Source organism: Phycisphaerales bacterium AB-hyl4 (assembly GCA_041821185.1).
GTDB classification, from domain to species: domain Bacteria; phylum Planctomycetota; class Phycisphaerae; order Phycisphaerales; family Phycisphaeraceae; genus Natronomicrosphaera; species Natronomicrosphaera hydrolytica.
The window spans coordinates 371,249-393,450 of the sequence record JBGUBD010000001.1 but is presented as its reverse complement, the minus strand read 5'-3'; the positions used below and the strand labels follow the sequence as shown (position 1 = coordinate 393,450).

The following is a 22,202-nucleotide window of genomic DNA, read 5'->3' as shown; positions in this document are numbered from 1 at the left end:
TAAGCTAGACATCCAACAAACCTCTTACAGGGGCTGCGCTCCTGATTCGCTGCCTGTGATCGTGAACTCTGCCCGTCAGGTTAGAACTTGATCTGGTATGGTGACGGACGATGCCGACGATCAACCAAATGGCCGCGGAATTGACCCATGCATTCGCATCGGGGGACGCCGTGCACGGCAATGCGTTGCTCGCTCGAATCATGGCGATGCAGGACCGCCGCTCTCCACAAACGGCTGGCAATCGCGGGAACTTTGCGTTCTACCCCGAGCACAGCGAGCCGACCGATCTCAATGCGCTGAGCTTCTGCGGGCCGTCGCTGGGCTACGTCGCGATGGAGCATGACCGGCATTTGACGGACGACAATCGCCGAGCCTTGTGGGATCAGGTGCTTCCGGAGTGTCTGGTCGGCTACGACAATCATTACCGGCACAAAAGCGGGGGCGGTCCCGGAGCGCCGAAGCCGAGGTGGTGGCAGTGCAACATCTGGTTTCTCAACATGGCAGGGCGATTGATGATCGCACGCGCCCTGGAGCACGCGGAGCATCTGGCCACCGCTCGCGAGCACCTGGCACTGGCCCGTCAGTATGTGCAGCTTTACGGCGTTGCCGAGTACAACAGCCCGACCTACCTCGTGCCCCAACTGGAAGCTCTGCACTGGGCATGGCATTACGCTCCCGACGCGGATGCTCGGCAGGACGCCACGCTGCTGCTGGACGAACTGTATCTGGACATGGCAGAGCACTACCACCCGACGTCGGGGACGCTGGCCGGCACGTGGTCCCGACATTACGAATGGGACGTTGCTGGCCGGGGGCAAGTCGCCCCGTTTTTAGACGCGGCGTTCGAGAGGCGTCAACCGTCGTTCCTCGAAGCGCTGGGGCTGGAAGATTATCAATGTCCGCCCGCGGTGCGCGAGGTTGCGATGACTGAACAGGCCTACTCCGTCTGGCGGCGTAATCTGGCGGAGGTGGAACGAACGACCTACCAGACGCCGGAGTATTCGTTGGCCACGCAGTCCGGCTCGTTTATCTGGAAGCAGCAGGACACGCCGGTACGGTTGACCTATGTCGCGCCGGACGGTGGTCGGCAGACGGCGCTGGTGCGTACGCCTTACTGGACTTCAGACGTGCACGCCGCGAGCGATTACGCTGCGGGCTTCGAGCGATGGGCACATCAACACGAACATCGCGCGATCCTTTCGTACGGCCAAACCGCTGGCGGCAACGATCTGCTGTTCAACCTGGCCACGCTCGACGAGTTGACGCCGGACCTCGCGGACGGTGAAGGTCAGCCGCTGGCCGCGCCTGCGTGTCCAATGATGCCGGCACCACCGAGTACCAATCCCGATCGGCCGGCGAGCCCACACTTCAACAACAAAGCGGCGAACCTGACATACGCTGACCCGGCGACACGTCCGCCGCCGGGCCTTGCCGTGTCGGGCCCCGTGCTGGTTGGCTTTCCGAGTTGCTACCTGGCGATCGTGCCCGAGGCGGGGCTGAACCTGCACATCGCCGCGATGCAGGGTGATCTCGTGGTCGCGATCCCCGTTCGCCCGACCGCGATGCTGGCGCTGATTATGGTCGGCCGAAGTGGATGCAAAACGATGATCCAATTCGCCGAGCAGGTCAGCCAGATCAACCTGGACCAGATCACATTGCCGAACGTGGCAAACGCGGCCCGCCTGCAAGGGTTGGGGCCCACCCTCACCGCCGGCCGCGACGCGGATGGGCGACTGTTCGATCGGCGGGTCGGCGACGTCTGGCCGGAGCACCAGGCGTACTGGTGCTACTCCCCGTTCTATACGCGACGCTCAGGTGAAACTTTGAGCCGGGCAGCACAGGGAACCCCAAAGTCGACGTCTACACCAGAATGATTGCCGCCCAGTCGATGGAGGCGGTGGTGTTCCAGCTGGCCGAGGCGGGAGGCCACCTAGTCGTCGTAGATTGCCGCCAGGTCCGCGAGGTCGAGCTTGCGGATGAACACTGCCGGCCCTTCCTACCGCTTATCAAATCGCCCACTTCAATCGCAGTCTGCACGGATTCAATGAAGCGTCGTCTGAAACATGCGGCCAAATGGATGCCAAACTGACAATCCGTCGCTTCGCCTCCTGACCGGATAAGGAATGTTTCGATGAACCAACGTCCAGCCCGCGTGGTGCATCGACTTCATCCATGACCAGCTTGCGCCCGAGCGCGAGGTGCTGGCGGATCTTGCTGAGGTCGAAGCCTTCAATGCGACCAGCGAAGCGCAGTTGGTCGACCGCATCGAAGACGCTGACGCGATCATGCTCTATCACAACCTGGGGCTCTCCCGGCGAACCATTGAACGGCTGAACTGCTGCAAGCTCACCGTGCGCTGCGGGGTGGGCTATGACGATTTCAAACAGGCGAAGCGGATCGCAGATCATCCGCGAATCAACCACTTCCTCTGCCGTGATCGGTTTCTTCAGCAGGGCGTTGGGAATTCGCCGCATGGTGGTAGGCGTTGACCACAATCTGCGCGATCTGCTCATCTGTCGCATTGAAACTGCTGTCCGACGCCACATTCGCCGTGGAGAATCTGCCGGCGAATGACTTGGGCGACACGATGGCTCGTAACCTTTACGGGGAGGCTCGGTGTTTCGTCGGGGCGGTACCGGTCGTGCGGGCGGAGGGCATATCACGACCCTAGTTGTATGACAAATTATTGGATCTGGCCGTGAAAATGATTGACGGGGTGAGGGGAATTGGTGTAAGCTCGCGAAGAATGACAGTGCTGTCATTTTGTGTGGGGCGAGATCAGGCAAGGCGCGGCATGACTTTATACAACGGAAATTACCTGTAGTTCGAGTCCATGGATTCTTGCGAATCGGCCCGGATCGGAGTCACAGATGAGTTCGAAATTGGAACAGATCAGTCAGTTGACGGGTAAGAGCCCGACGACGGTTGCTCGCGCGTTGCGGAATGATCCGCAATACAAAGTGCGTGATTCGGTGCGCCAGCAGGTGCTGGATGCAGCTCGGCAGCTTGGGTATGTTCCGAACCATCTCGCCCGTTCGTTTGCCAGTGGGAAAAGCTTCTGTATTGGTGTGCTGTTGGGCCGGCCGGAGACAGACTTGGGCACGCCGTTCTTCGCGCCGGTGCTGACGGAGATGTTGCGCGTCAGCATGAAGCGCGGCTACCAGTCGACACTGCTCCCGATTGAATGGGATGAGCGCGGTGAAGATCCGGTGTTGAAGGTTTTGCAAAGCCGGCGGATCGACGGGTTCTTTATCAGCTCGGGCATGCTGGGGGACCGCACGCTCAAGGAGATTCGTGACCGCAACGTGCCGGTGGTCACCACCGAAACGGAAGGCATCCAGAAGCGGGCGGGCCGTGTCTGTGTCGTCCGCCGTGATGATCGACCCGGTTACACGGCTCTGGCGGCGGAGCTATACAACAGGGGGCACCAGCGCATCGCCTACGTCGGCCCGGCCTTGCAGGAGGACTCGCTGGTCATGCGGCGACGTTTTCTTGCGCTCAAGGCGTCCCTAGCGGAAGTATCAATCGAATTGCCGGAAGAGCGCGCGCTGTTTTACCGCCCGCGCATGGCGGGCGCGATGTCGGAAACCTCGGAAGCTCGCTGGGCGGCCGAGCAGGAACTTGATCGGCTGACCGAGTGCACCGCCATTGTGGCGGCGACCGATCAGGTGGCGTTCGGCGTGGCTGATGCCTTGCGACGTGCGGGCGTGGAGCCGGGGCGCGACATTGCTTTGGCGGGGTTCGGCAATCTGGAAGAAAACCCGAACTTCCCGACCGACGCACCGTTTCTGACGACGATTGATCCGGAGCGCCAACTGCGTGGTCGACGGATCGCCGAGATGCTTATCGAGATGCTGGAAGATCCCGGCGTGGGAGATCGGGTGTCACACGTCCCGACTCGTTTAATTGTTCGTGACAGTATGGTTGATGCTGCCTCGTAAACGCAATGAAGGAGTCATGTGCCATGGTCACCGTTCATTCATTTGAAAGAGAGTCTTCGATGTCAGATCGTAAAGCTTTCACGCTCATCGAGTTACTGGTGGTAATATCTATTATTGCATTGCTTGTCGCGATTCTGCTGCCGGCGCTGCAATCGGCAAGGGAGGCGGCGCGCAGCATCGCCTGCGTCAATAACCTGCGGCAGTTCGGCCTCGCGGGGACGCAGTATCACCTCGATTCCAATGATTATCTGCCGACGATCGAAAGAGGTCCGGGCACACCGGGGGATACGCACCACTGGTACATCAATCGCGATTTCACTCGCGCCCTCGGAACGCCGAGGATCGGCACGACGCCTGCTCCTGACCAATACGAGGCTCCGAGCTTTCAGGTCGTTGTATGTCCGGAGGACGACGATACGCTTCGCTTTGAGCGCAACGGGTTTCTCAGTTATGCGGGGAACGCGGCAACCGGCGGGCGCTGGGCTGTTCCCCGTGGCACGAATGGAACCATTCGCCGCGTGTCTGACTACCCGCGTGCCAGCGATACCGCCTGGTTTATGGACGGTGGCGGCCCGCAAGCAACCAGTGCTGAGCATCGTATTCGGCCCGACCTGATCGAAGGATATGTCGGCTACCGGCACGGCGGCCGATCTCGCGTCAACATGGTCTTTCTTGACGGGCATGCGGGGACGCACCCGGGTCGGGTGCCCGATGTATGGGAGGATCCGGCGTTGTGGTATGGGCAGAATGACCATCCTTTGGAGTGGAACTGACGGTAATAAATCCATCTATCAACTTGTGAGTTAATTCGCCGTGGAACGTAATGTGGAAACGAACGCAATGAGGAAACGCATGAACTACCGATTCTGGCAACGTGTCATGATTCTCAGCTTACTTGCATCGGGTCTGACGCCCTTTATGGCACAGGCGGAGACTGGCGAGAATCAAGAGAAGATTCAGCAACTGGAAACGGGCGAAATTGATACCGCCGACGCGGCGTGGTGGGGGTTTGATGAGAACGACGCGACCGATGCGTTGCAGGCCGCGATCCATTCCGGCGCCCGTCATGTCATCGTGCCGGATATGGGGGCCCCATGGATTGTGCGCGAGACGATTCATCTGGCGAGCAACCAGACGGTGACGTTCGAAGACGGCGTGGTGGTGGAAGCGATGGCGGGGAAATTTCACGGCCGATACGACTTTCTGTTTGCCGCTGTGGAAACCGAAAACCTCAAGCTGATCGGCCACGGCGCTACATTCCGCATGCGCAAGCAGGACTATCAAAGCGATGCATACGAACGCAGCAGTTGGCGTCATGGCATCGGGCTGTACAGCACACGGGACATCGTCATCGAAGGCGTGACGGTAGAATCCAGCGGCGGCGACGGCATCTATCTTGGCATATCGGGCTGGCACGGCACGCCGAGCACCGAAGACAGGCCGCTGTATAGCCAGAACATCGTGATCCGGGAAGTCACCTGCCGTGACAACCACCGCCAGGGCATCAGCGTGATCAGCGTGCGGGGTCTGTTGATTGAAGACACGATTCTGGAAAACACACGCGGCACGCCGCCGCAGGCCGGCATCGATTTCGAACCGTTCCGCGACGACCAGGTCCTCCAGGACGTCGTGATGCGTAACTGTCTCACGCGGAACAACGCGGGCGGCGGTTACATGATCTGGCTGCCCTACATGACCGAGCCGGTGTCGATCCGGCTGGAAAACTGCCGCTCGGAAGGCGACCGAGAGGGGCTGCGTGTGCGGACCGACTCCGCCGCCCAGCGCCACCTCGCGGGCGTGATCGAGGTGGTGGACTGCGTTTTTGAAAACAGCCGGGCTCGCGGGATTGCCATTGAAAAATCCGCCTCGCAACCGACCGTTCACCTCGTGAACACGCAAGTGATCAACCCGGCGCTGGATCACGAAGACCGCCGACCGATCATGTTCCACAGCAGCGCCGGCGCGACCGATCCGGTCGGAGGCGTCACGTTTGAAAACCTGCTGCTTAACGATCCGTTGAACCGCACGCCGATCGGCTACACGGATTTTGCGGGCGGGCTACCGTTGGAAGATATCACCGGCACGCTGCACTTGACGGCGGATGAACGTAAGCAGACCGTGGAACTCACGCAGGAACTGATCGACGAATGGACCGGCACGGGCGAGTGGGTGGATGTGCCGCGCCTGAGCCTCGATGATCTGGACCTGCATCCAGTGGAGGAAAGCGAAGGCTGGACGGAAGCGGAAGCCCTTGATGGAGCACGCATTCGCGGTCGTCAGTCGCAGTTCGTGGTGTATGCCCGTGAAGGTGAGACCGTGGTCCTGGGCCTGGATCATGCTCGGCTTGGCGGAGGGCAAGCCCCGCCTCTGCAACTGCAAGTCCTTGACCCCACGGACGACGTGGTGTCCGAAGCAGAGGTACCCATCGACACGCAGATCCAACTCGAATTTGTCGCCAATACGACAGGCATCTACCGCGTGCAGCCCGACCGGGTTCGGCACACGCTCGCGCTGACGCACAGCAGCCACCTGGCCAACCTGGCGTTGGGCGACGATCGTCTCAATCTGAAACGGCCTGAGGGCGAGTTCTACCTGTGGATCCCGCGCGGCACGGCCGAGTTCACCGTTGAAGTGTCAGGCGAGGGTTCACGAGAAGCGGTGAAGGCCACGTTGATCAACCCCGAGGGCAAGGAGATCTACCACGCGGACGACGCGGTGGCCGTGCAGCAATTTGCGGTGGAATACCCCGGCCCCGCGCCGAGCCGAGGAGAAGCGTGGGTGCTTCGGCTAGAGCGGCCGTCCACGTCATCGCTGCACTTCGGCGATGTGCACATCGACATCCGAGGCGTGCCACCTGTGCTGGCGCCGTCACGCGAAACGCTGCTGCACCCGCGCGACTGACGGAAAGTCGGCGCGTCTTCCCGGCGGTTGGCGCGATTGTTGCAAGTTCTTTGCATCTACGAAGAAGTCCATATTTATACGTTCGTTCATGTTCTGGAACGGAGGACCACATGATAAGTACCTTGGGAAATGGATCGAAAGGGATTGTCACAAGCATGGCAGCGATGGGCCTGCTTCTGGCCGCGATGCCGATGCCCCTTCATGCAAATGATGTTACGTTTGAGGATGGTGGCGAACACGACTTCAGCGACGGCGCGGAGAATGATCGCTGGAATGTGGATGTGAGAGACAGCGACAGTGATGACCCGACCACCCTGAACGTGCTGGACGGCGCGTGGATCGACGCGCTGAATGTGTGGGGTACCAGCCTTCTGGAGTTCCAAAGCGGCGCCACGACCAATACGCTCGACACGAACGACAGCAGTTCAGCCACGCTTGATGGCGGAACCTACGAAGGGTCGGTCTCAGCGCGTGACGACTCTCAAATCACCATCCTCGGCGGCACATTCGAGGGCCGCGTTACCGCGAACCGGACCCACATCCATGTTCATGCCGGAACATTTGAAGACCGCATCCGAGGCTTCGCCAGTGGCGGTGTCCTTACTGCAAGCGGTCAGGACATCGTCGCGCAAGGCGTTCGCGCCGAATTCGGCGGCACGGTGAACATCGAGGCGGGCACCTATGGGGGTGACGGCATCTACGCATTACACGATAGTTCCACATTCAACATCTCAGGCGGAACTTTCACAGATCAGGTTCGCAGTCAGGACTCGAGCAACCTCAATATCTCAGGCGGAATCTTTCAGCAGCGGGTGTCCATGCAAGACAACTCGATCGGGAACGTCACCGGCGGTACGCTGAACGGCACGGTCCGTGTCCAGCACAATGCCGAAGCCACATTCTCAGGCGGAACGATCAACCGCCTCGAAGCCCGTGACGGGCCGGCCCAGGCCACGCTTTCCGACGATGTGATTGTCGACGATCTGCGGGTAATGCATGACGCGACCATGCACATCGTCGGTGGCACGTTTACCAGTGCCGGTTCCGGCTTGTTCGTGGATAACACCGGCACAGCCAATATCTCCGGTGGCAGTTTCGACATGAGCATCTGGGCCCGCGATGAAGGTGTCATCAATATTTCCGGCGGTGAATTCAACAGTCTCCTTTCCGCGGAAGCAGATGGTGTGATTAATCTGAGCGACTCCATTACGGTCGGCTCGGATCTTCGGCTTTCAGGTCGTGGTCTTCTGAACCTGGGACAAAGTCGGCTCACCGCGAGCTCGTTCACCGTCAACGTTTCGGAAGATGGTCGTCCAACACTGCAATTGACCCTGGTGGATGACATGTTCGACGGCGAGCAACTCCCCTTCATTACCGTGCTCGGCGAAGATGGCCTGACGTTGAACACGTTTGATCTGGTCTTGAATCCGGAGGTAACGCTCGGCGGTGGCTCGTGGCAGGAAGGCTCGGACCTCTTGCTGATGACCTACAACGGTGTCGTCTCCGGAACCCCCGCTCTCGGCGAGGTCAGCGGCGTGGCCAGCTACGGCGACCTGCTCGTCGAGGATGGCGAAGTCTGGCTGACGAATGTCAATGTCGTGCCCGAGCCGGGCAGCTTGGGACTGGCCAGCCTCGGCGGGCTGCTGCTGCTCGTGCGACGGCGCGGATAATCCAGTGTGTCACAGCAGCCCGTGGCGGAAGCCGGTCTTTCGCGCGGGTTGATCAGCTCAAGCCGCCGGCGGGTGAGGCCGGCCTGCGGATGGTCGCCCTCACCACGCTGGATGCAATTCGACACCGCCGCTTCCTGGTGCTGGGTGGGCAGGACTGCTGGCTGCGACCGGATCTCGTGCCCCGGCTGGTGAAGATCGTGCACGACGCCGGCGAGGCATTGGGCTTCCAGGTGTTGATGATCTCGCACCACGATGCCGACTCATTCGAGCACTACGCCGATCGGGTTTACGAACTCGCACCGCAGGGTGGTGGCGTGGAGGCGCGGTTGCGAGGCGAGGGGTCGGCCGAGCAGGATGAGGAAACCTGAAACCGAAACCGGTTGGCGCACACCAGCCGACGTCAGATGTATGGGCGAGTGAATTTCGACCTGCCGTCTTTGTTTTAACGCAGAGTGAGGGAGAACCGTTCATCCGCACGAGCATGCTGTCACGATCACGGCCCGGTGGAAGTGGTGCAGGACGCAAACGCACATGAGTAGAGCAATCATTAGGTGGTGGCGAACTTCCAGTATGCGACCAGCTGTTCGGTTATCGTCCGACTGGCCGACGGCTAGTGACCAATGACGGCATCGTCTGGAGGCTGACGGTGTCCGGCCAACCACTCGGGGCGATCAGGCGGCGGTATTCTGCCTGACTGATTTCGCTGCCATGTTCTAAGAGGTAGATGTTTTTGCCACCCAGCCGGACGACATGGCTGACCTGAAATCGGGTCAGAATCGCCGACCGGAACGTGTCACGCCATGAGCTCTTTCCGAGCAGCCTATCGCAGATGGGTGAAGGCTACGGCCCTTCATTGTTCAATATGATTTCATGGTTCCTTTTTTGCCATCGGCGAAGACTAGGGTATTTCCCCACCTGGCCCTGAATCAGGTTAATAGGACCGCATGGTCCGCCGATACTTTTCCTAGTCGATACAAAACGCAGGGTCGCTCATCAGTTTGAGTTGTTCCCGCGGTCGATCACCACCTGATAGGGGCCGGCTGTGTGGCATTTAAAACCCTTGATGCGAACGTATGTTGGACGGTCAGCAGTTTCGGCCGTTTTGCTGTTTGTCGTATTCGCCGCCCACGTGGTTGCTGACACGGCTGATGAGTTTGATGACTTCGACGACGATATAACGTTCGCCGGGCTGAGTCTGGAAGAATTGATGTCCATTCGTGTCACGTCCGTCGCGGGCAAGGAAATGGACTGGTTCACCACGCCGTCGGCGATGTACGTGCTCACGGCGGAGGAGATCCGCAGGTCAGGCCACCAGTCGCTGCCTGAAGCATTGCGGATGGTTCCGGGGCTGACCGTGTCGCAGACCAGTTCCAACAGTTGGGCTGTCAGCGCCCGCGGATTTCACAGTCGCTATGCCAATCACCTGCTGGTCATGATTGATGGCCGAACGGTCTACGACCCGTACTTTTCCGGCGTGCTCTGGCACAAGCAGCATGTGTTGCTGGAGGATATCGATCGGATTGAGATTGTTCGCGGGCCCGGCGCCACACTCTGGGGTGCGAACGCCGTTAACGGCGTGATCAACGTGACCACGCGGCCAGCCAGCGAAACGCAGGGGCTTTACCTCAGCGGTGTGACTGGTTCCCGGTACAACAGCATCGTTTCCAGTCGGTACGGTGGCGAAATCGACGACGATACCCACTACCGCGTATGGAGCAGTTATCGCAATGTCGAACCGTTCCGCGAGGCCGAGGGTGGCGACTTCCCCGACGCGTGGGACATGACGCATGGCGGCTTCCGCCTCGATCGTCAGGGCGACGAAGGGGTATTATTCACACTTCAAGCCGACGCCCACGGCTCTAATCGCATCAACCAGAGAACGCAAGTCGCCGACCCCGACGGACTGCCTTTCGCCCTGGCGACCATCACCGGCCCCGGTCGCACGACGGGAAGCTCGCTGCTCGGCAGGATCAGTCAGGATATCGACCCGCACCACGGCTGGAGCTTGCAGGCGTATTACAACTACAACGACGATGTCGCCAACACCGGCTTCCGCAACCAGCATCACACTACGGATCTGGATTTTCGCCACCACTTCAGACCGCTTGACAGGCACGAAGTGGTCTGGGGCCTCGGGTACCGGTACGTGACAGACAATATCCGCAGTACCGACACCATGATCGTGGACCCGACTCGCCGGGACATACATACGGCCAGTGCATTCATTCAGGATACGGTGACACTTGTGCCGGACTGGTTGTCCGTGATGGTTGGCTCCAAATTCGAACACAACAGCTATACCGGGTTCGAGTATCAACCGAGTCTCCGCATTGCCCTCACCCCGACGGAACGCCAGACGGTATGGGCCTCTGTTTCCCGGGCTGTGCAGGTGCCCTCGCGATACAACACTGATACGACAACAGTCGTCGGCTACTTTCCTTTCCCGCCGCCGAATGATCGCATGCTGTTTCGCAGTAATCCTGATCTTGAATCGGTGTCCATGGTGGCCTATGAAGCGGGCTACCGAGTCAAACTGACAGACCAAGTTGCCATCGACACGGCCGTCTTCCTTAACCGCTATCGGAATATGATCACCGTTGACTGGGAGTCTTTCCAGTGGGCCAATGGTGGGACGGCGACGACCTACGGTGTCGAAACCACGACAACCTGGCGGCCGGCGGCCAACTGGCGGCTCGACTTCGGCTACACCTATTTGCGCGCTCGCAGCGAAGATCCCTTCGCCATCTCGCCATCGCCGCGCCACCAGGGGCATTTGCGGTCTTTTCTCGATGTTACCGACGATGTTGAGTTGAACACGGCCTTGTATTGGACTGACCGTATCGATGACCTGGATATCGCGTCCTACCTGCGATGGGATCTGGGCGTGACGTGGCATGTCACGCAGAACTTCGAGTTCTCCGTCTGGGGACAGAACCTGTTGCAGTCGCGGCACACGGAATTTGTCGAGCCCTTCCTTCAGGGCGGCGAGGCGCAAGTGCCACGCAGCTTCTATATGCAGGCAACGATGCGTTTTTGAGTACCCGTATGCTTTCCAGGGATTCCGCTGTCATGGCTCGATTTACCCAAAACACGATCGCGATGGCGATGATCCTGGTGATGGTGTTCATTGCCCGACCGAGCTCTGTAATGGGGCAGTCGATCGATGAAAACAAGGCGGCCCAGGTTAAGGCCGGCTACCTGGTGAACTTTTTGCGCTTTGCCCGTTGGCCTGAGCAGGCATTCGCCGACGACGAATCACCTTTGGTGATCGTCATTGTCGAGCCTGATCCGCTTGCCCGCGTGCTAGATCAAATGGTTCGACGATTGAAAGTGGCCGACCGATCGGTGGTTGTGCATCGTGTGAGTTGGCCTGAACGACGTGACTATAACAGCCACGATCAGTTTGCGCGGGCACGTCACGAAGCGCGTGCGGCGATGAGGCAGGCCCACCTTTTGCTGCTGCCGTCCGAGCAGTTGGACCGTGCCGCGGAACTGTTGTCGGCGATCGGTGACGCACCGGTGCTGACCGTGGGCGACGGACCCGTGTTCATGTCCGCCGGGGTCATGCTGGGTTTCGAACTGGAACGTCACCGCATTGTCTTTCACGCCAACGCGGAGCGCATCCGTGAATCGCCGGTTCGTGTCAGTTCACGGTTGTTGTCACTTGCCCGGGTTCACGAGCCATGATGATGAAAGAGGGTCACATGTTTTCGCGATTGACACGTTCTTTTGGCAACAAACTACTGTTGCTTGCGGCCGCGACCAGCGCGACCGCAGTACTGCTGGTGTGTGGGACGATGATCGTGCTACAGTTGATGGCTGTCCGGCAGACGGCGGAACAGGCGCTGGCGACACACGGGCAGATGATCAGCAGCTACTGCGTTGCGGCGCTGCGGTTTGACGATCCGAGCGCAGGCGAAGAAACGCTGGCTGCACTGACCGCAGTGCCGGACATGGTTGCAGCCGACATCATTGACAGCGAGGGCCAGACCTTCGCCCAGTACCGATCGGAACAGGCGAGCACCGGCGCGCTGCCGAGCGCCGATACGGACCTCGGACGAGCGGACTCGTTGCTCGTGCTGCGTCATTTGATTGTGCAGGACGGAGAAACGCTCGGAACGCTGGTGCTTTGGTATGACCTGCAACCCACATACGCACGTCTGCGGTGGCAGATCGTTCTGGCGATCGGCGTGGGTCTGGTGGCGATGGCGGTGTCACTGGTACTGGCGATGAAGCTTCGTCGGCTGCTGTCCGCGCCGTTGCGTAGCCTGGTGCACACGGCGCATCGAATTTCAACTGAACGTGACTACACGCTCCGCGCTCGAAAGCAGACGGACGACGAACTCGGCGCGCTCACTGATGCATTCAATGGCATGCTGGGGCAGATTGAAATGCGGGATCGACAGTTGGAGCAGAGCAAGAACGAGTTGGAGCAACGCGTTTTGGAGCGGACCGCTGAACTGGAGAAGGCGAAAGCTCGAGCTGAGGCTTCCAACGAAGCCAAAACCGCATTTCTCGCCAACATGAGTCACGAGATCCGCACGCCGATGACGGCGATCCTCGGTTACGGCGACATGTTGATGGACCCGGACCAGTCGGCGAGCGAACGCCTGGACAGTATCCAGGTTATCCGCCGAAACGGGCAACACCTGCTCTCAATCATTAACGATATTCTGGATATTTCCAAGATCGAAGCGGGAAAGATGACGACGGAGTGCATCCCCACGTCTCTGGTGCAACTGGTCGCCGATGTGGCATCGCTGATGCGCAGGCGTGCCGGTGAAGCCGGGCATACGTTTCATATCAACTATGAGGGTGCGATTCCTGAAACCATTCACACCGATCCAACCCGCCTGCGACAGATTTTCGTGAACCTGCTGGGCAACGCAATCAAGTTTACAACGCGCGGCACAATCCGGATGACGCTTCGCCTTCATCAGAATGACCAGAAACTCGTGTGCGAAATCAGTGATACGGGCATCGGCATGACCGAGCAACAGCAGGCCCACCTCTTCGACGCCTTTTTTCAAGCCGACGAAACCATGACCCGGCGGTTCGGCGGTACGGGATTGGGCCTGGCGATTTCGCGCCACCTGGCGCAGATGCTCGGCGGCGACATCACCGTCCGCAGCGCTCTTCACGAGGGCAGTACGTTTACCATCACCGTCGATACGGGACCGCTGGACAAGGTGCGCCTGCTCACCGGGATGACGGAAATCGGAGAAGACGCGGGCCCTACGAGTGATCACGTGGCGGTATTGAACATGGTGTCCGACGCCGTCGGCGGACGTGTTCTATTGGCTGAGGACGGGCCGGACAACCAACGACTGATCAGGCACATTCTCCGCAAGGCGGGCTACACCGTCACGCTCGCTGAAAATGGCAAGGTTGCGATCGCTGCCGTCGAGTCAGCGCAACAGCAACAGAAGCCATTTCACCTGGTCCTGATGGATATGCAGATGCCGGAGATGGACGGTTATTCCGCCACGCGCCGATTGCGCGCAACGGGCTATGCCGAGCCCATCGTGGCCCTTACCGCGCACGCGATGCCCGGCGACCGAGAACGGTGCATCAGCGCCGGCTGCGACGACTATGCGACTAAGCCGATCGATCGTGAGAAGCTGTTGGAGATCGTCGGACGCTACTGCGCCGCGGGCTCGAAGGATGAACCTGCCAATCAGAACGAGACACGGGTTGCCGGTTCCGCGCCCGCAGGCAATGCGCCCGCTTCGCCGGACGCGGTCGTGCCGTTGCTCAGCAGCTTCACTAGTGATCCAGACATGGGCGAACTGCTGGAACAGTTTGTCGGCGAACTTCCGGATCGCATCTACCACATCCAGAAGGCACAACACGAGCACAATCTCTCGCAGTTGATCACGCTGGCTCACCAACTGAAAGGTGCGGCTGGCGGCTACGGCTTTGGACCGATTGGTGATGTCGCCCGTGAAATCGAACAACAGGCACGACAAGGCGACGAACTGGAGCAGATCACCGAAACCATACAGATGCTCAAACAACTATGTGAACGAGCGATGGCTGGCTCGCATACCACCGGAGTGAAATATGATGAAGCGTCAGCAAGTTCTGGTGATTGACGACGACCCGATGATCCACAAGCTGGTGGCCGTTCGCCTCAAACCTTTGGACGTGGATGTAAACGTTACCAGCACCGGCGAGCAAGGTATTGCGCAGGCCCGTGAGCAGCCACCGGACCTGATCCTGCTGGATGTTAACATGCCGATGATGGATGGGTTCGAAGTCTGTCGCTTACTGCGGAACAATTCGATCACCAATGAAATTCCCATTATCTTTCTCACGGGCTCGGAGGCCGCAGCAGAGAAGGTGCGGGCATTTGATCTGGGCGCGACAGATTACCTCACTAAGCCCTTCGATGCTGGTGAACTTGTCGCTCGCGTGCGCAATGCGCTGCGTACACAAGCGCTGCTCGAAGCACTTGAAGCCCAGGCCCGTACGGACAGTCTCACCGGCTTGCCGAACCGCAGTGCGTTTCGCCGCGTGCTGACACAGTGTGTCGAACGTGCCAAGTGTCAGGCCAGCTACCGCTTCGCTGTTCTGTTCATTGACCTCGACCGCTTCAAAGTCATCAACGACAGCCTCGGCCACGCCATCGGTGACGAGTTGCTGATCAATGTCGCCGAGCGCATTCGCGGATGTGTGGCCAATCGCAGGTCGTCATCGCTGTCGAGATCGGCGAGAGACCTTGTGGCTCGAATGGGGGGGGACGAATTCACCATTCTGCTTGACAACATCAAGAGCGACAGTGAAGCGGAGCATTTGGCGACATCGCTGCGCAACTCGCTGGATGAGACGTACGAGATGCAAGGCTATCACGTGCGGGTGGGCCTGAGCATTGGTATCCGGATTGCAGATGGTGAACTGGACAGCGCCGACACGGTATTGCGCGACAGCGATACGGCGATGTACCACGCCAAGTCTTCCGGTCGTGGCCGACATGTGGTGTTTGACCGAAAAATGCACGAACAGGCGGTCGGACGACTGGAAATGGAGTCTGCGCTTGCCCGCGCCGTGGTGAATCGCGAGTTTCACGTCGTCTATCAACCCGTGATCGTGACCGAGAGCGGTGAATTGGCGGGTATGGAAGCGTTGGTGCGGTGGCGTTCCGGGACCGGCGACGCCCTCATCCCCCCTGATGAATTCATCCCTGTTGCCGAGGAGACGGGCATCATTGTGGAAATCGGGAACTGGATGCTTGACCATGTTTGTCAGCAGCTTGCCGCATGGCGAAAGCAGTTTCCGGAGTACCCGGATCTCTGGTGCAGCATTAACATCTCCAAGATCCAATGCGAACAACCGGGTTTGCTTTCGGCCATCGTCGATGCGCTTGCTCGTCATCATCTCCAGTCGCATGTGCTGAAGCTGGAAATTACAGAAAGCGCCATCATGCACGACATGAACCGCATCATTCCCATGCTTGAAGAACTGCGAGCACTCGGCATCCAAGTGGCGATGGACGACTTCGGGACGGGCTATTCATCGCTCGCCTCCTTGCGCCGGTTTCCCATCGACATCCTGAAAATCGACCGCTCTTTCGTGCAGAATATCGACCGTTGTCGGACCTACTCGGCCATCGTGGCCGCTATTGCCACGCTCGCGCAGAACCTGAACATGGCAGTGGTTGCTGAAGGTATTGAAACGACAGGACAGCTTGCGCAGATCCAGACACTCGACTGCGATTATGTACAAGGATACTTGCTTTGCAAGCCCATGCCTGGCGAGCAATTCGAATCCTGGCTTCGCGAACGGCGAAGTGAGGCGGATAAGGCGACCTCGAATGTTCGGTTTACTTCCCACTCAGTCGGATGTTGAGTGATCGCCCCGTCCAGCTATTCGAATATGAACCGCACGATCGCCTGCTCATCATCGCCGGCGATGGCCTGCTGCAGTTGATGCAGCGCGACCTTGACCTACTGCGGATCTTCAATGCCGGCGATGTGAAGGCGAGAGATAACGCCCTGTTTTGTGGAGGATGGATCTGTTTGTTGTATAGATTGATCGGCCGTCGTTGCATGTTCGGCTGGTGAGTCGCCTTGCCGATCACAACCGATCAGCATCACCGCAGCAAGAATGGTGGCACACAGCCACCCTTGTGGGTGCCTGCACGCACTCGGCCTGACGCTCACCAATTGCCAGGGGGCCACGGCATTCATGGACGGGACAGCTTACATCGGGCCGGCCTGTGCATCCTGTCCGTATGCTTACGGAGAACGCCGATCATCGGAGGTTGGTTGTGAAAGAGTTGGTCTGCGATACGATCATGCATGCTGTGGAGGGGAACTGATCCATGCCGACCAAGACCTACTACTACGGCCTTGAGGTTCCCTTGTGGGCGTGGAGCCACGCATCTGGCGGCGGTTTCTGATCCGGAAGAATTGCAGCTTCCACGAGCTGCACGACACGATCCAGCGAGCCTGTGGGTGGCTGGACTATAACCTCTACGAATTCCGCCAGTGGACGGGCAAGGAGCCGTTCGAGAGAGGCGATGGAATCGCCAGTTCACCTTACGACGAGTCGTGGGATGTGGACGAGGTTATCCCCAATGGATGTCAGGTTCAGCTGGCGGACCACCTGCCTTTTGGCGGCCAATTCAAGCTGGCGTACGAGTATGATTTTGGCGACAGCTGGCTGCACCTGATCGAGTTGAAGGGTGTGCAGCAGCTCCCGGGCACCAGTCGCCGCCACCTGATCGGTGGAGAGCGGGCTTTTCCACCAGAGGACTGTGGCAGCATCACCGGTTATGAGCGGTGCCTGCAGGCCTTCGTGATGTCCGAGACCGAGATTGCGGAATTGGACGATCCGGCAGAACGGTCGGAGCTGGAGATGACCAAGCAGTGGCTTGGTGACTGGCATCCGCAACGGTTCGATTTCGACGCCATCACCAACGAGTTCAAGCAACGGGTGAACTGGCCGTGGTGAGAGTTGGCCCGCTTAATTACGATGCTACGGCCGCCAGTGCAATCACGGTTCCGCTCCAGCATGCAAGGGCGACGGCTGTGGAAAACGCCGCCCATCGAACAAGGCCATGTTTGGCGGATGCGATGGAAGAATTCTCTACGATCTGGTCGCTGACATCTCTGAGCCAGTCGTCGCCTGACATCGTGCGGACATCCTCAAAGTATTTTCCGTGATCCTTGCCATACGTGGCTGTGATATGGCCACAAAAAATTCGACAATGGGGGGCATCTTGCCCAAACCGGGACACGACGCAAGCAATGACGCAGCCGAACGAGACAACGCTCGCCATGCCATATGCGGTCAGCAACATGGAAGAGACGCAAATGGCAACAACGCTCGTACTGTCGATTCCAACAAGGCGATCAAGATGGGGGGCCAGAAACCCGACCAGTAAGACGTTTATGCCGGCGATAAAACCGGCCTTCGTATCAGCAAAACGTATCTGCTCCTGTACATTTTGGTGCACGGCGAGCAGCGTCTCAAGCTTCAGGCTGGATTCGGGTTGGTCTGCAGCATCAACTGGCATGATTCCCCTTCAGTATGGGGCCGTGGCAGTGCTTGAACTTACGCCCGCTTCCACACGTGCAGGGTTCACCGCCATCGATGCCGCCTCGCTCGCGAACAACTTCGGCGATGCCTTGAACTCCATGCGGCCTCTCATCGCCAGGCCATTTCGGCGGAATTCCCAGTACCTCCCAACGAACAAGGTCTCGCTGATAGATGCGTTCCTTGATCAGAAACTCATGAATAGCCCCAAGAAGCTTGCAAAACGCATCTGCCTGTGAAAAGTCAATGTCTGAATCTCCAGGGACGAACAAGCATAATCCCCAATCGTCCTGGATGTGGCCATCAATGGTCCTAACCCAACGGTTGCGGTGGCTATCCAAGTAGACCTTGGGTACTTGACCGTCATAAGGGAACCGCGGCGGATAAATGAGTCGAATGCGGAAGACGTCATAAATGTGGCCATGGTGGGAGCGGAGAGCGAAGCTGCCCTCAATCTGACCCCGGTGGTCGGGAGTGGTACTGACATGGACATTATCCATGAGCTGGTGAGCATGCTCCTGCTCAATGGTCCATCGCGTTGCGTTTTGTACGAACCAAGGCCGGGCATAGGCAGATTTCATCAGGTCTTGCTCAGTCATTGTCGCCCAAGGTCGTTGTGAGCGGCTTGCGTGAGGATCGCACTGGACGTGCCCCTGTACGACAACGCTCCCCAAGGATCCAGCACGTGCCGCATGCTCTTCTGCTAGCTCATCAAGTTTGAGGAAGGTAAGGCCAGTGGCTACATATTCATCGTCATTCACCTGATGAAATTGTTTCGCGAGTACCTCGTCATTAAGTGTGTTGTATATATTCCCAGTAATCCGAATCTGCTGAGGTCCCGAGCGAAGTTGAAGCTTCTCGGCGTGATGCACCTTGGAGCCGAGGCAGATCGCCTGGCGTCTTCCTTTCTTGCCAAGACGTGTGATCAACGTCTTACCAACATCAAGACCTACCGCCACGTGCAATTCACGGTTGCCAAGTCGCTCGTTGAGTACTTGCTCCATCGACGACTGGAGACCGATCGCTGCATCCACCGCCGTCTGGCATCGCTTATCGATCTGATCACCGTTCGGCATATGGATACTGGCAAGGACACGATCTCCTTGGTGTTGGAGAACTAGGCCCGGGAAGTCCGACTTGAGTACGGCATGGAACTCAGCTCGAATCATGTGAAAGATGCGAACCAAGGAAACCACCGTTTCCGTCTGCTCAGCGTCTTGCACGTATTTCGTGAACCCGTCGAGATCGGCATAAATGGCTACTGCCGATGTGTGCTTGCTGTTGCGTTCGGTTAAGAGCTCGAGGTCGATGGGTACGGAAGCTTCAGTCAATTGCATGTCGTCTAGCCGAAGTGCATCTCGGTGTTCTTCGGTCTGGGAACGGAGCCTGTCCGCATCGAAACGGACGCCCAACTCTTCGGCGAGTTCCTTCTGGCGATTCCACCGCAGACCATGTGCTTGATACCTCGGAACACCGGCCACCGTTCCCATGCGAGAGAAGTGCTCCTGAAGGCAATTTGGCAGGGCGTCGTAAACCTCTTTCGTAACGTTGATCGTGTCGCCTTTATCCAGAACCTTAGCGGCAAGATTAGCACAACTTCCGAGAGCGATTCGCTCTCGTTCACCCCTCTGGCCGATGTTGGCGATATAGCTCATGCCGGCCGCGATCCCAACGCTGCCGGTGAGGTTTCGTACGTCGCTGAACACCTCGTTGAATACGTCATGCAGGTAGGAGTTCAGGGTGATGCCGAAGCACACAGCTTGCTTCGCTCGTTCGGCTTCATCGTCGTATGGCTTGAAACAAAGTGCATGGAACCGGGCGGCTTGCCGCTGCATCTGGCCGATCTCATAGGCCTCGGCAAGTTCACCCTGTACCTTCCGCAGAACGCTCGCAGCTCTGATCACTTTCTTGAGCTTCGCCTTGTCGTCACCCGCCTCCTGCACCGCCAAGTGAAAGTTGGGAACGTCGCTATAGAGGTGGGCCCCCGCGGCTCGTCGGACGTCTTTTGTGCCGAGGTTTTCAAATTCGATGGTTCGCGTGAGATCGGCAACATTCACCTCGAAGTCACTGAAATCGTTGCGTGCTACTCGTTCCCGTACATCTTGTTCGTTCCAACTCATGCCATAGTCCTTGAAGGGTGCCTGCGGCTATCAGGAATGCCCTGATCTCACTTTAAGGCTACCCCCAAGATCTATGGGGTCAAGGGCGAAGAGACTCTAGATATTGGGCTTTCCGTTTAAGTTCCGCCCGTCAAAGACGTTGCCCATTTGTCGCGTATTTTTGTTTTGGTTCTGCCGCGTTGCTGCCCCGCATTGTGGTCGGGGAATGGCAATATGTGACCGCCTGGCAGCTACCAAGGTCATGGCAGGCGATTCTCGAGGCCCCTCTTGGGATGTGCTGCTGCGGGGAAAGGCAAAAACATGTTTTTCGGAACGGCCTCCCATCAACTCGACATCATGCTGCTCCCGCCGTGGAATTGGAGTCCTCGTTTTCACCATGTTTCAGTTCGTAGATGGCTTCCAGTTTGTCGATGATTTGGTCAAGCCGAGTGGAGTCAATGGAGTCGGGGTGTACGAGGTCAATATCGCCTGTGTACCTGGCGGCCATCGAGCCGTCCTTGTGAGCGAGAAAGTTGTTTTTGTCGTCGATGGTTGCCTCGCCCTTTTTGATCATTCCCTCAATCAGGGTGGTGCTGGTATCACGCAGGCTGCTGAATGACTTGCCCTTGATGCCGACCTTTTTGCGGAGGTTATAAAACTGTTGACCGATGGCGTCGCTACGATTCTCATGGATCAGCGGACGCCGCCGCCTGGTGATGAATAGGGGAGTGTAATCCACTGGTGGCTTGTCTCGGCGGTGTCGTTTGAACGTCAACTTCTGGTGGTTATTCGCCGTCTCTTTAATCAACCGCTTCGTCACGCCCCAAAGCTTGTGCTTTACAGCTACAGCCGTCTTGGCCCGGGGTTTTATGGCGAAATCCCCCTTGATATGACTTTCTTCTAGCACTGAGATATCGATGCCGTAATAGCCCCCATTCAAGGCTACTGCCATCCATGCCCGCATTTGGGGTTTAGCCAACCGCCAAAGTTTACGAACCTCCGTCACCGAAAGCGGGTTTGGTTTCGCTTCCTCGGGGATCAGTCGAAAAACGTTGTCAATGTTGCGTGGGAGATGACGGATCTGGTATTCGCTATAGGCCCACTTCACAAATTGTTTCATCGCCCGGGCATGGGTATTGAAAGTAGCTGGGGCAAACGACCGGCTCAGGAGGTGAGCCCGGTAGTCTGACAGCAGCCTTTCATTGCTCCCGTCCTCTTCGTCCGTAAAACGGCGGTCGCCGCACCAATCGGCAAACGCGTCGGTGGAGGCGGTCAACTGACCGAGGCGGTTTTCACCGATCCGGTGTTCACTTCGACGCTGTCGCTGGTGTTCCTGAAAGCCGGCGACGATTTTGGCGACCTGCCCTTTGGGGTCTGGTTTAGCGTGAGCGGTGGATTCCATCCAGCCGGTGAGGATCTTGTCCTGTTCAGGGCTGAGCCCTCCGGCAGCTTCAGAGATGCGGCCAGCCAGATATTGGTCCCCGAGCCCTGCGGTGGTCAGTACGGCATAGTCTGCCGCCGCTTGGCTGTTCTTCATGTTCTCGCCGACTTGGCCGAGTGCGTCGCGGAGGCCTCGCAATTCCGCGACGCGTCGTCGGGCTCGCAGGGCATCCATGTGTTGCTCGTAACGTTCCAAAACAATTTTGGTAGCCATTCCGGTCGCTCGCTGCGGATTCGCCGGCGTGCGAGAAGTGCACGTACTCGCCCTCGATCATCTTCCGGTATCGGCGGGTTGGTTTGTGGTAGGGAACAGCCTTCCGGGTCTTTTTGTGTCGCGTCTCAGCCATACGGCTCAGAGTAGGCGGGTTTGCGATTAGGTCAAGGATTAGGTCAGTTGACCGAAACCCCGAAATTAGGTCAAAGAAAAACCCCGCAAACCTTATGGTTTGCGGGGTTTAGTGATGGGCCCGGCAAGATTCGAACTTGCGACCTCACCCTTATCAGAGGATTCTGTTAGGGGTATGCCCACTCCCATTTCGTACCGTAAACCCGATATATATCAGGTTAAACGCCGCACTGCACTTTTGCAAATGTTAGGTGGAATTGGGTAT

General features: G+C 58.4%; 16 protein-coding genes. 13 read left to right on the top strand and 3 right to left on the bottom strand.

Going from position 1 to position 22,202, the window contains the following annotated elements; all coding sequences use genetic code 11:
• Nucleotides 1–110: 110 nt before the first annotated feature.
• The 13 genes from ACERK3_01600 to ACERK3_01540 all read left to right on the top strand — a co-directional run bounded on the left by ACERK3_01600 (nt 111) and on the right by ACERK3_01540 (nt 17,467).
• Entirely contained in the window at nt 111–1,874 is a 1,764-nt protein-coding gene (locus ACERK3_01600; protein ID MFA9476978.1) for a hypothetical protein, read from the top strand.
• A gap of 324 nt (nt 1,875–2,198) precedes the next feature.
• Complete coding sequence (locus tag ACERK3_01595) at nt 2,199–2,489, top strand: hypothetical protein (protein MFA9476977.1); 291 nt, start codon at nt 2,199–2,201, stop codon at nt 2,487–2,489.
• A 381-nt stretch (nt 2,490–2,870) separates the two neighbouring features.
• Nucleotides 2,871–3,941, top strand: coding sequence for a LacI family DNA-binding transcriptional regulator (locus ACERK3_01590; protein MFA9476976.1), 1,071 nt, complete (start codon nt 2,871–2,873; stop codon nt 3,939–3,941).
• 23 nt (nt 3,942–3,964) lie between these two features.
• Nucleotides 3,965–4,714 carry a type II secretion system protein gene (locus ACERK3_01585; protein ID MFA9476975.1) on the top strand — a complete coding sequence of 250 codons (750 nt, stop codon included), beginning with the start codon at nt 3,965–3,967 and terminating at the stop codon, nt 4,712–4,714.
• A 79-nt stretch (nt 4,715–4,793) separates the two neighbouring features.
• Entirely contained in the window at nt 4,794–6,842 is a 2,049-nt protein-coding gene (locus ACERK3_01580) for a right-handed parallel beta-helix repeat-containing protein (GenBank protein MFA9476974.1), read from the top strand.
• 155 nt (nt 6,843–6,997) lie between these two features.
• The gene (locus tag ACERK3_01575) at nt 6,998–8,512 is read left to right on the top strand and encodes a hypothetical protein (protein ID MFA9476973.1); all 1,515 of its coding nucleotides are present in this window, start codon (nt 6,998–7,000) and stop codon (nt 8,510–8,512) included.
• An 89-nt stretch (nt 8,513–8,601) separates the two neighbouring features.
• Entirely contained in the window at nt 8,602–8,880 is a 279-nt protein-coding gene (locus ACERK3_01570; GenBank protein MFA9476972.1) for a hypothetical protein, read from the top strand.
• A gap of 734 nt (nt 8,881–9,614) precedes the next feature.
• Nucleotides 9,615–11,549, top strand: coding sequence for a TonB-dependent receptor plug domain-containing protein (locus ACERK3_01565; GenBank protein MFA9476971.1), 1,935 nt, complete (start codon nt 9,615–9,617; stop codon nt 11,547–11,549).
• 32 nt (nt 11,550–11,581) lie between these two features.
• Entirely contained in the window at nt 11,582–12,199 is a 618-nt protein-coding gene (locus tag ACERK3_01560; protein MFA9476970.1) for a YfiR family protein, read from the top strand.
• A 29-nt stretch (nt 12,200–12,228) separates the two neighbouring features.
• A complete protein-coding gene (locus ACERK3_01555; protein ID MFA9476969.1) occupies nt 12,229–14,607 on the top strand; it encodes an ATP-binding protein in 2,379 nt (792 codons plus the stop codon).
• Nucleotides 14,576–16,360: a putative bifunctional diguanylate cyclase/phosphodiesterase gene (locus tag ACERK3_01550; GenBank protein MFA9476968.1), complete on the top strand. Its 1,785-nt coding sequence runs from the start codon at nt 14,576–14,578 to the stop codon at nt 16,358–16,360. Before ACERK3_01555 ends, ACERK3_01550 begins: the two co-directional genes overlap by 32 nt.
• A complete protein-coding gene (locus ACERK3_01545) occupies nt 16,354–16,575 on the top strand; it encodes a hypothetical protein (protein MFA9476967.1) in 222 nt (73 codons plus the stop codon). The genes ACERK3_01550 and ACERK3_01545 overlap by 7 nt, the downstream gene beginning before the upstream one ends.
• Nucleotides 16,576–16,882: 307 nt before the next feature.
• Nucleotides 16,883–17,467 carry a plasmid pRiA4b ORF-3 family protein gene (locus tag ACERK3_01540; protein MFA9476966.1) on the top strand — a complete coding sequence of 195 codons (585 nt, stop codon included), beginning with the start codon at nt 16,883–16,885 and terminating at the stop codon, nt 17,465–17,467.
• A 16-nt stretch (nt 17,468–17,483) separates the two neighbouring features.
• Here ACERK3_01540 and ACERK3_01535 read toward each other — a convergent pair whose 3' ends face one another.
• From ACERK3_01535 to ACERK3_01525, 3 genes are all read right to left on the bottom strand, one after another.
• Nucleotides 17,484–18,032, bottom strand: coding sequence for a Pycsar system effector family protein (locus tag ACERK3_01535; protein MFA9476965.1), 549 nt, complete (start codon nt 18,030–18,032; stop codon nt 17,484–17,486).
• On the bottom strand, nt 18,022–20,172 hold the full coding sequence (locus tag ACERK3_01530) for an adenylate/guanylate cyclase domain-containing protein (protein ID MFA9476964.1): 2,151 nt from the start codon (nt 20,170–20,172) through the stop codon (nt 18,022–18,024). The genes ACERK3_01535 and ACERK3_01530 overlap by 11 nt, the downstream gene beginning before the upstream one ends.
• Before the next feature lie 334 nt (nt 20,173–20,506).
• On the bottom strand, nt 20,507–21,805 hold the full coding sequence (locus tag ACERK3_01525; protein ID MFA9476963.1) for a hypothetical protein: 1,299 nt from the start codon (nt 21,803–21,805) through the stop codon (nt 20,507–20,509).
• Nucleotides 21,806–22,202: the final 397 nt, after the last annotated feature.